The 10,158-nt window shown below is 71.7% G+C and carries 5 protein-coding genes; all 5 read right to left on the bottom strand.

The window, feature by feature from the left end; genetic code table 11:
* A partial coding sequence (locus tag KDM41_13420; protein MCB1184428.1) for a hypothetical protein occupies positions 1-737 on the bottom strand: 737 nt, incomplete at its 3' end.
* A 113-nt stretch (positions 738-850) separates the two neighbouring features.
* Positions 851-4,267 carry a trypsin-like serine protease gene (locus KDM41_13425; protein MCB1184429.1) on the bottom strand — a complete coding sequence of 1,139 codons (3,417 nt, stop codon included), beginning with the start codon at positions 4,265-4,267 and terminating at the stop codon, positions 851-853.
* Between the two features lie 280 nt (positions 4,268-4,547).
* Positions 4,548-7,775 carry a PD40 domain-containing protein gene (locus KDM41_13430; GenBank protein ID MCB1184430.1) on the bottom strand — a complete coding sequence of 1,076 codons (3,228 nt, stop codon included), beginning with the start codon at positions 7,773-7,775 and terminating at the stop codon, positions 4,548-4,550.
* A 201-nt stretch (positions 7,776-7,976) separates the two neighbouring features.
* The gene (locus KDM41_13435; protein MCB1184431.1) at positions 7,977-9,635 is read right to left on the bottom strand and encodes a hypothetical protein; all 1,659 of its coding nucleotides are present in this window, start codon (positions 9,633-9,635) and stop codon (positions 7,977-7,979) included.
* A gap of 133 nt (positions 9,636-9,768) precedes the next feature.
* Positions 9,769-10,158, bottom strand: a 390-nt coding sequence (locus tag KDM41_13440) for a hypothetical protein (GenBank protein MCB1184432.1), incomplete at its 5' end; no start/stop codon positions are given.

The following is a 10,158-nucleotide window of genomic DNA, read 5'->3' on the forward strand; positions in this document are numbered from 1 at the left end:
AGGAAGACGTTCACCGCGTAGTGCTCGCGGTCGGCGGGGGTGTAGACGCGGCCGTCCGGACCCAGCGCGCTCGCCAGGGGGAAGGCCGGTACGAAGTCGTTCTCGTGCACCACCGAGTGGGGCCGCTGGATGCGCGAAACCTGCTCCATGTAGCGCACGGTCTCCTTGCCGTCGGGTCCGATGGCCGCGAGGAAGTGGGTGCGCACGGTGAACTTCTCGCCGGGTTCGGAGCGTGAGCCCGCCATGAGCAGATGGTCGCCCTGCATCTCGGCCATGGTCTGGATGGTGAAGCCGCCGGTCTCGCCGCGGCCCACGTCGACGGTCACCTCGCCGGCGGGCAATCCGTCGGTGCCGATCTTCACGATCTTGCCGGGGAAGAACTCCGCGAGGCCGACCGTGCCGTCGGGGAAGCGCACCATGTCGACCGGGCCGCTCACCTCGCCGGGGCCCTCGCCCTGGCGGCCGAGGGTCCGGAGGAGCGCGCCGTCGGGCCCGAAGACGAAGGCCTGGCAGAGCTGCTGGTCGGCCAGGTACACGCGCCCCTCGGGGTCGGACATGGCCTCGACCGGCAGGCCGATCATCACGTCGTCGCCCTCGCCGCCGCGGCGCCACAGCTCCTCGAGTTGCAGGGTGACCGGGTCGTGGGCGGGGACGGTGTTGGCGATCTCCGGGACTTCGGCAGCTAGGGCGGGGGTGGCCAGCAGCAGGGCCAGGACGAACGTCATGACGGTGCGCATCGGAACTCCATCAGTTGGTGTCGGGGCGAGACGGCGGCCGGTCGAATGATAAACGATTTTCGACTGCCGGATGTTGCATGGATTCGCCGGGAATGGCACCCGCGGGACACCGTCTATTTCACCAACGTCATGGGCCGCACCGCCGTCTCGCCGCCGGCGACCAGACGGGCGAAGTACACCCCGCTCGCCACGCGCCGGCCGCCGTCGTCCAGGCCGTTCCACACCGCCTCCCGCCAGCCGGCCCCGGCGCGGTCCGCCGCCAGCGTGCGCACCAGTCGGCCGGTGGCGTCGTGCACCGTCAGCCGCACGTCGCCGGCCCGCGGGAGGCCGTAGCGGATGGTCGTGCGCGGGTTGAACGGGTTGGGGTACACGCCGGCGATGCCGACGCGCGACGGCACGTCACCCTCGGCCACGCCGACCGTCGAGGTCACCCGCAGCGGCTCCGGCTGCACCCACACGGCGACGTTGCCCACCGCGTCGGTCGCCCGCAGGCGCAGGCGCATGGTCGGGGTGGTGGGATAGGGCACGTCCCAGCGCAGGGGGTCGCCGATCGCGGCCGGCGGGCCCGCGGCGATGGCGAACCAGTTCACGTCGTCGGGCGAGTAGGCGAACTCGAGCCAGGTTGTGCCGCTGCCGACGTCGCGGGCGTCGTAGAACACGTCGACCGCCTGCAGGTGGACCACCGTCTCGCCCGGCTCCGGGAGGGTGATCTCCGGGACCGGAGGCGTCGTGTCGACGCCGAGGGGTCCGAAGCCGAGGGTGTCGCCCGCGTTGCCGAGGCTGTCGAAGGCCGCCAGGCGGAACCAGTACTGCCCGTCGGACAGCCCGCTCCACTGCGCCGACAGGTCGCCGGACAACCCGCCGGACGGCGTCCCGTGCGGATCGGCGTACAGCCCGTGGCGGAATCCCGCGAAACCGACCCCCGCGTCGTCGGGCGTCGTCCAGTCGGCCGTGATGGTGGTCTGGCCCGTGTAGCCGCCCACCGGGGGCACGGTCGTCACGTCCGGCGCTTCGGGACCGGTGGTGTCGATGGCGAAGGGCCCGAGCACCTGGGACGCCGGGGCGAAGTTCCCCGCCCCGTCGCGCACCCACAGGTGGATGTAGTTCCCGGCGCCGTCCGGCAGGGGCGGCGTGGTGTAGGGCTGCGTCGGCGTGCTCGCGTTCCAGGGCAGGGGCGGCGGCACGACGTCGTCGTGCCAGGCCAGCTCGCAGAACACGAGGCCGCAGCCGCCGGGATCGACCACGTCGTCCCACTTGAGGTCCACCGCGGGTTGGGCCGACCAGACCCCCGGCGCGTGGCTGGTCGACGCGAAGTTGGCCGCGGTGTCGGGCGCGGCCGTGTCCACGGTGAAGGTGTGGCAGGCCGAGAAGTCGCCGGGGAAGCCGCAGCGGCTGGCGCGCACCTTCCAGACCACCTCGCCCGGCCCGCTGACCGGGAGCTGGGCCGCGTTGGTCGCCACCACCAGCGTGTCGGCGCCGGCGCAGGTGGCGCCCCAAACGACCTCGTAGCTGTCGGCGCCCGCGATCGCCTCCCAGCTGACGGCCGCGGGCGAGCCGACGCAGCCGTAGCCCGCGGGCGGGAAGAACTGCTGGGGCACGCCGAGCACCGAGGGACGGGTGGTGAACGAGCGGCAGTCCGACCACGCGCCCCAGTTGCCGCACGGGCCCTGGGTGCGCACCTGGTAGAAGTAGGTCTCGTCGTCGGCGAGGCCGAGGATCGCGTAGGCCGACTGCGTGTTCGTCGCCGGGGTGGTCGGCCAGCCGCAGGTGGTCGCCCAGCGCACCTGGTAGGCCGCGGCGTCCGGCACGTCCTCCCAGTCGATCACGACCTGGAAGGCCGGTTGGCAGGTGTCGCCGTCGGGCGGGAAGACGACGGTCGGCACGGCGGGTTCGTCCCGGGTCGTGAACAGGAAGCTCGGCGAGTCGGTGTTGTACACCCCGCAGGCGTTGCCTGCGCGGGCCTGCCAGAAGTACTGCTGGTCGGGCTGGAGCTGGGGCAGGGTGTAGGTGGTGCCCGTGAGGCCGTTGACCACGTTGGCGGTGTCGCCCACCTTGCCCCAGATCAGCTGGTACACCACGGCCGAGGCCACGTTGCCCCACGCCAGCTGCGCGCCGGTCGTCGGCACGCAGGTCGCGTCGTCGGCCGGGATCCCCATCCAGGGCGCCGGCGGCGAGGGGCAGTCCACCCTCAGGAAATCCAGGTCGCGGGGCCCGGTGTCGTCGTTGAGGGGGTCGGCGTCGCTGACGTTCAGGCGCACGCCGACGAAGTAGTCGCCCTCCGGCACGTCCGGGTCGATCTGCACCGCGGGGACGTTCACGTTCGCGGTGCCGTTGGCCGCGATGGACAGGTTCAGGGTGCCGCTGTGGATCTCGATGTCCGTGCCGGCGATCACGTCGTTGGTCGAAAGCATGATCTGGTACGGAATCGGGCCCGACCACGGCGCCGCCGAGAAGTTGTGGATGCGGAAGAAGAACGACCCGAGGGTCGCGCCGGCCGCGACGGTGTCGCCGCTCGCCGAGGTGAGCACCTGCAGCGGCCACAGGTCGGGCGTGTCGGGCTGGTCGGTGGCGATCCGGGCCTGGATGTCGCCGAACTTGGCGGGCGTCAGGCGGGTGACGATCGTGTTCGTCTCGCGGTCGCTGGCGGTCAGCACGCCGTACGCCGCACCGCCGTTGACGGCGCCGCTGCCGCTGGCGCCGCCCCACGACGGCTGGTCGAACTGGATCTGGTTGCCGTAGTAGACGTCGAAGGAGCCGGACGTGGTCCACTGGGTCTGGCCGTCGTAGGGGCTCTCGGCCGGGTAGCCGGTGATCGTCCACCCGGAGCCGTACCAGAAGTTCGCTTCGGTGTCGTAGCCGTAGCCCTGCCAGCCGGCGAGGGCGCCCAGCGGGCGGTCGAGGGTGATCAGCGCGACGTCGTGGTCGCGGTCCTCGTCGTCGACCCAGCCGGACCAGCTCAGCAGCGAGGCGGCCTCGGCGTCGCCCCACGGTCCGGATCCGCTCTCGTAGCCCGGCGTGACGGTCACCCGGTCGGCGTACTCGAAGGCCGGCAGCCCGTTCTCGACGTGGTAGTACACGCAGTGGCCCGCCGTCAGCACGTGCAGCGGGCTGATCAGGGTGCCGCTGCACTGGCCCCCGAGGGTGTCGCCCAGGGCGGTGACGCTGAACAGTCGCAGCTTCACGTGGCGCGGGTAGGTGCCGAAGGTCGGATCGGCCACCATCGACCAGCCGTTGAAGTTCTTGTCCCCCGCGGCGCCCGGCTCGCTGCCGTACCGGCCCCGGACGGGCGCCGTGGTGAAGGCGCCCGGCGGCAGGTCGGGCCAGTCCGAGGCGGGCAGCCGGGTGGTCCGGCCGGTGCGGAAGTCGTGGTGGATCAGTTCGCCCCGGGGGGTGACGACCGCATCGATCTCGCCGATGTCGGGCAGGACCCCGATCCGGTCGGGACCTTGCCGGCCCTCGTCGGCCAGAACGGGCGCACTGACCAGGAGAAGCGCCGCCAGGAGCCATGATCGCCTTGTCGTTCCTGCCATGGCGCCCTCCTCGCCGGGCCCGGATCGGGTGCGGTGCGATGCCGCGGGGAGGCGCCCGCGACGGCGTCTCCCGCATCCTCGAGGCCTTAATCCTGACAGAAAAGGTCTGATCTGGGCGGTTTTTTTTGGGAATCGTCTGCCGGGACGGACGCCCCCCGGGGGGCCGTGGCCGCCTAGAACCTTGCCCGCCAACCCGTTGGGCCCGGGGCGCAGGCCGCCCGCGAAAAGAGGCCCGGCGCACTCGGGCGCCGGGCCTCGTCGCGTTGCGGCGGGTGGCTTCCTACTTCAACAGCTCCTTCACCGCCGCCTCGATCTGCTGGTCGCGCCCCCGGGTGAGCACGCCCGGCTCGTTGCGGACCTCGATGTCCGGCTCGAGCTGGGTGTTCTCGGCGAACTTGCCGTCCTCGCCGCGCCAGCCGCCCATGGGGATGCCGAAGACGAGGGTCGGGTCGATCTGGTTCTCCCACCAGACGAAGGTGCCCGTGCCCGGGACCGGCATGCCCAGCGTCTTGCCCACGCCCTTGATCTTGTAGGCGAGGGGGAAGAGGTGGGCGTCGGAGTAGTTGCTCTCGCCCATGAGGACGATGCTCGGCTTGTTCCACTTGTCCCACGACTCGGCGCCCACGTACTGCCCGTGGGGAATGATGTCGAAGTACGCCGTGCCGTTGAGGAAGTCGGACAGCTGCTCGTGGATGTTGCCGCCGCCGTTGAAGCGGGTGTCGACGATGAGGGCCTCGCAGCCGATGTGCCGGCCGAGGGCCTCCTCGATGACGTGGCGCATGCTGTCGTCGTTCATGGACCGCACGTGCACGTAGCCGATGCGGCCGTCCGAGAGGCGCGTCACCTCGTCGCGGCGGTTGCGCACCCAGCGCTCGTACAGCAGCTCGAACTCGGCGCGGCCGTCGATGGGCTTGACCTCCTCCTCCCAGCGGTCGCCCGACTTCGGGTCGCGCACCGCGAGCAGCACCCGGTCGCCCACCTTCCGGTTCAGCAGCGCCGACCAGTCGGCGGCGTCGGTCACCGCGATGCCGTCGATCTGCTCGACGACGTGGCCGGCCTTCAGCTTCACGCCGGCCCGGTCGAGGGGGCCGCCGGTGATCACCTCGTCGACCCGCAGGCCGTCGCCCCCGTTGCCGGACACGAAGAGGCCCAGCCTGGCGGTGCGGTCGGCCTGCTCGCTGCGCGGGCGGTAGTAGCAGCCCGTGTGCGAGGCGTTCAGCTCGCCCAGCATCTCGCTCAGCAGCTCGGCGAAGTCGTGGTTGTTGTTGATGTGGGGCAGGAAGCGGCGGTAGGCGTCGCCGTAGCCGGCCCAGTCGACGCCGTGCAGGTCCTGGACGTAGAACTTGCGCTGCATCAGGCGCCACACGTGATCGAACATGTAGGCCCGCTCGGCCGCCGGCTTCAGCACCATCTCGCCCTTGGTGGCCAGGGGCTCCACCTGGCCCGACTCGGTGTCGACCTTCTTCATCCCGCCGCCGGCCAGCACCACGAGGAACTTGCCGTCCGACGACATCTCGAAGCCGCCGGCGCGCGTGCCGAGCTTGGCCAGCAGCTTGGTGTCGCCGGTGCGGGTCTCGGTGACCCACACGTCGTGGCCCTTCTCGAAGCTGGTCAGGTAGAAGAGCTTCTCGCCGTCCCGGGAGAGCAGCCAGTCGGCCGCGGGCGAGGAATGCGTCGTCAGCTTGACGCGGCGCTCGGTCAGGTTGTCGCGGTCGATGGTGATCGGTTCGACCTCGTCCTTCTCGTCCTTGTCCTTCTCCTTCTTCTCGTCGTCGTCCTTCTTCGCGTCCTTGTCGGCCTTCTCCTCCTGCTCCTTCACGAGAGCGAAGTCCTCCTTGGAGAGGCGGAAGCGGTCGTAGGCCGCATGGTCGAAGAACAGCGCGTGCACGTCCCAGGTCACCGCGCCGCCGCCCTGGCGCAGGGCGCCGTCGCGGTTGGTGCCCCAGATCATGGCCTTCCCGTCCAGGGCCCACTTGGGCATCATGTCCTCGTAGCCGCTGAGGGTGAGGTTGGTGACCTCGCCCTTGCCGTCGGCCGGGACCAGGCCGATCTCCCAGGTCATCAGGCGCTCGGGCGGGCCGTAGGTGGCCAGCAGCCACCGGCTGTCGGGCGACCAGGTGAACCACTGGTCGCCGTCGGCGTAGCTGTAGTTGTGCTCGGGGCCGAGCACGCGGCGCGTCTTCTTCGACTTCAGGTTCACGACGCGGATCTCGGTGCGGTTCTCGAGGTAGGCGATCTCCTTGCCGTCGGGCGAGAAGCGCGGCTGGAACTCCTCGGCGTCGGTGGAGACGATCGTCTCGGTGTCGAGCAGGGTCGCGGCGTAGAAGTAGGGCTCGCTGTCGCGCCGGATGGTCATGGTGAAGAGATCCCAGCTGCCGTCCTTCTCCGCGGCGTAGCCGAGGGTGCGGCCGTCCGGTCCCCAGGTCGGGCCGCGCTCCTGCCAGGGCGTGTCGGTCAGGCGCTTGGTGACGCCCCCCTCCACGCTGCTGACGAAGATCTCGCCCCGGAAGACGTAGGCGATCTCCTTGTCGTTGGGCGAGATGACGAACTCGGTGAAGCCCTGGTTCACGGGCACGACCTCGTCCAGGCGCGTCAGGCCGTCCAGCGCGAGGGTGATGGGGATCAGGCGGGGCTCGCCGCCGGGCACGAGGGTGTAGAGGTCGCCGTCCCAGGCGAAGCACAGGGTGCCGTCGTTCGCGCGGCTCAGGAAGCGCACCGGATGGGTGTCGAACTTCGTGAGGGCCGTGGCCGCGGCCGCGTCGGCCAGGGCGCCCTGCCACACGTTGAAGGTGCCGCCCATCTCGCTCAACCAGACGAAGCTGTTGTTGCCGGCGAAGATCGGGTTGCGGTCCTCGGCCGGATTCCTCGTCAGCTGCGTGTAGGTGTCCTTGTCCATGTCGTACACCCACACGTCGCGCGTGACGGCCGAGCGGTGGTGCTTGCGCCAGGGGCTCTCGTAGCCCTTCCAGTCGTGGTAGATGAGCTGCCTGCCGTCGGCCGAGACGCTCACGTCCTGGGCCGGCACGGGCAGCACGCGGGTGACGGCGCCGCCCGCGACGGGCACGCTGTACAGCTCGCTCATGCCGCCCACCGGGAACTGGGCGTTGCTCGCGGGATCCTGACGGGTGGCCGAGAAGAGCACCGCCGTGTCGTCGGCGGTGAACGAGCCCGGCGTCTCGCCGGCCGAGTCGAAGGTCAGGCGCACGGCCTCGCCCCCCGCGGCCGGCATCACGAAGACGTCGAAGTTGCCGTGGCGGTCCGAGGCGAAGGCCAGGCGCGTGCCGTCGTGGCTCCACACGGGGGCGAACTCGTAGGCGTCGCCGGTCGTGAGCAGGGTGGCCGCGCCGCCCGCGGCGGGCACCGACCACAGGTCGCCCTTGTAGCTGAAGACCACCGTCTGGCCGTCGGGCGAGATGGCGGGGTAGCGGAGCCAGTGGGGCGTCTCGGCGGCGCCGGTGGCGCCCGCGGCCAGGGCGAGGCAGAAGAACAACGCGGACACGAACTTCATGGGGGAGTCTCCTCGGTTTCCGGGATCAAGGGGTGCCGGAAGGCTGCAGCACGTCGGTCAAGGTATCCGATCGGGGGACGGGGCGCACGCGCCAGGTGCGGGGCCCGGCGTGGGGACGCAGCGGCGGGCCTTTTGTTGCACCGGCGCCCCCCGGGCCCGGACCAGGTCGCCGGCCGCGGGTTCCAGCCGGCGGGCGGGCCGCTACCGCAGCAGCCCGACCCGCCGGGTCACGGCGCCCCGGGCCGTTTCCAGGCGCAGCAGGTAGGTGCCCGACGGCAGGACGCGGCCGTTGTCGTCACGTCCGCTCCAGGTGACCTCGTGGGGCCCGGCCGCCGCCTGGCCGGTCCGCAGCAGGCGCACCCGACGTCCCGCCACGTCGTAGACGGCCAGGGTGAAGGACGCGTCGGCGGGCAGCCGGAACCGCACGCGCGTCGAGCCGGAGAACGGGTTCAGCAACGGGGCCACCTCCAGGCCGCCGCCGGTCGCGGGCAACGGCGCCACGGCGCTGGCCGTGAAGTGGTGGTAGCGCAGGGTCACGGCGTCCGTGAAGACATCGGCGTTCCACGTCGTCCCGACCACGTAGACCACGCCGCCGGGGGCCACGACGACGGCCTGACCCGAGCTGCTGAGGGCCGGACCCGCCGACCACGCGTCGAGCCAGCGCAGCTCCCCGTCCGGGGCGAGGCTGAACGTCACCAGGCGCTGGAGCTGCCACGTGATGATCGACCGGCCGGTGACGACGACGCCCCCGTCGGCGGTGAGGGCCAGCGCGCCGTCCAGGTCGGAGCTCCCCACCCCGCTCGGAACCACCCGGGCCCAGCGGCGCTCGCCGTCCGGGGCGTACCGGGCGACCACGAAGCCGCGATCCCCCAGCGAGGCCTCGTCCAGGCCGCCGTCGGCCAGGACAACCACGTCGCCGGTCGCGTCGACGGCGATCCGGCGCACCGCCGCGCTGGCGCAGGGGCCCTCGGTCAGGACGTCGCTCCAGAGCAGGCCGCCGTCGGCCGCCGCCACGCTCCACACCTGCACCCGGAACACGCCGCAGATCGATTCGGGATTGCCCGCGGCCACGACGTCGCCGCCGGGCAGGAGTGCCAGCCGGAGGTTGCCGAAGACGGAGCCGATGTCGCCGGTCGTGTCCTGGCGCCAGAGCACGGCGTCGGTCGGGTCGACGCGCAGGATCGAGAGCCACTGGCTGCTGCCCTCACCCAGCCACGCGCCGAGGTAGACGTCGCCGGCGGCGTCGACGACGAGGTCGTTCAGGTTGTAGGCCAGGGTCGTGGTGGTGATGGTCGTCTCGCGTTCGACGACGCCGGCGGGCGAGACGACGACCAGGAAGAAACCCGCGGCGGTGCCCGCGGCGGCGTAGATGCGGTCGCCCGGGCCGCGCACGGCGCGCACCTCGGAGCTGAAGTCGAGCGCCGCCGGGAACGGGCGCTCGAGAACCCACTGCAGGCTCCCGTCGGCCCCCACGGCGACCAACTGGAGGCCCGCGCCCCGCCCGACGAGGACGACGCCCCCGTCCAGCGGCACGGCGGCCCGCAGCGTGCCGAGGGTGTCGGGCGGAACGATCGTGGTCCAGTCGGCGAGCCCGTCCGCACCGAGGCGCCGGGCGAACGCCAGCGTCCGGATGTCGGGCCGCCGGATCGTGGTGCCCGCCACGAGGACGCCGTCGCCGCCAGGATCGGCGAAGGCGAAGGTCGCTTCGTCGTTGTGGTCGCCGGGGCCGCCCCAGGTGTCGGTCCAGTCGAGCACGGCGGGGTCGGCGAGAACGGCCGACGCCGCGGCGCCGATCAGGAGGAGCGGCAGGACCAGTACGACGACGGATCGCAGTATCCGGCGGCTAGCGAGCGGGTGCACGGTGGGACCTCATGGGCATGATCGGGTTCGAAAATCGGGGCGATTCGCGGTTTGCCGGGCCCCGGGAGCGAAGGACGGAGGGCCCGGAACCGGTCCGCATGACAATTGAGTGTACAAAAAATGTCTTGTTCCATCAATCGGCAGGCGGGGCGTCGGGGCCGCGCCGTTCCGCCGCGCGGATCTCGGCAACGATGTCGCCCACGATCTCCCGCGCCACCTCCGGCGTCACGTGCCGCGGATCGGTGAAGTTGGCCCGGTCGCGGGCCAGCGGCCCGTCGACCGCGTAGTCGAAGACCGGCGCCAGGGCCCGCATCGCTTCCTTGTAGCGGTCGAACTCCGCGTCGAGGCCGTAGTCGGACAGCCGCGCCCGCTGCTCGGCGTGCATGGGCGGCAGGAAGAGGTAGAGCGCGATGCCGTGCGAGCGGCAATGGTCGGCCACCGCCTGCAGCCGCGCGGCCAGCACCTCGGGCCGGCGCCAGCCCTTGAAGTAGCGGTCCGAGCCGGGACCGAGCTGGTGGGCCCA

The sequence above is a fragment of the bacterium genome, from assembly GCA_020440705.1.
Taxonomy (GTDB): Bacteria; Krumholzibacteriota; Krumholzibacteriia; order LZORAL124-64-63; family LZORAL124-64-63; genus JAGRNP01.

Bases quoted from the DNA above. Each gene is read 5' to 3' on its own strand.
- KDM41_13425 (MCB1184429.1), bottom strand. From the start codon at position 4,267: ATGGCAGGAACGACAAGGCGATCATGGCTCCTGGCGGCGCTTCTCCTG.
- KDM41_13430 (MCB1184430.1), bottom strand. From the start codon at position 7,775: ATGAAGTTCGTGTCCGCGTTGTTCTTCTGCCTCGCCCTGGCCGCGGGC.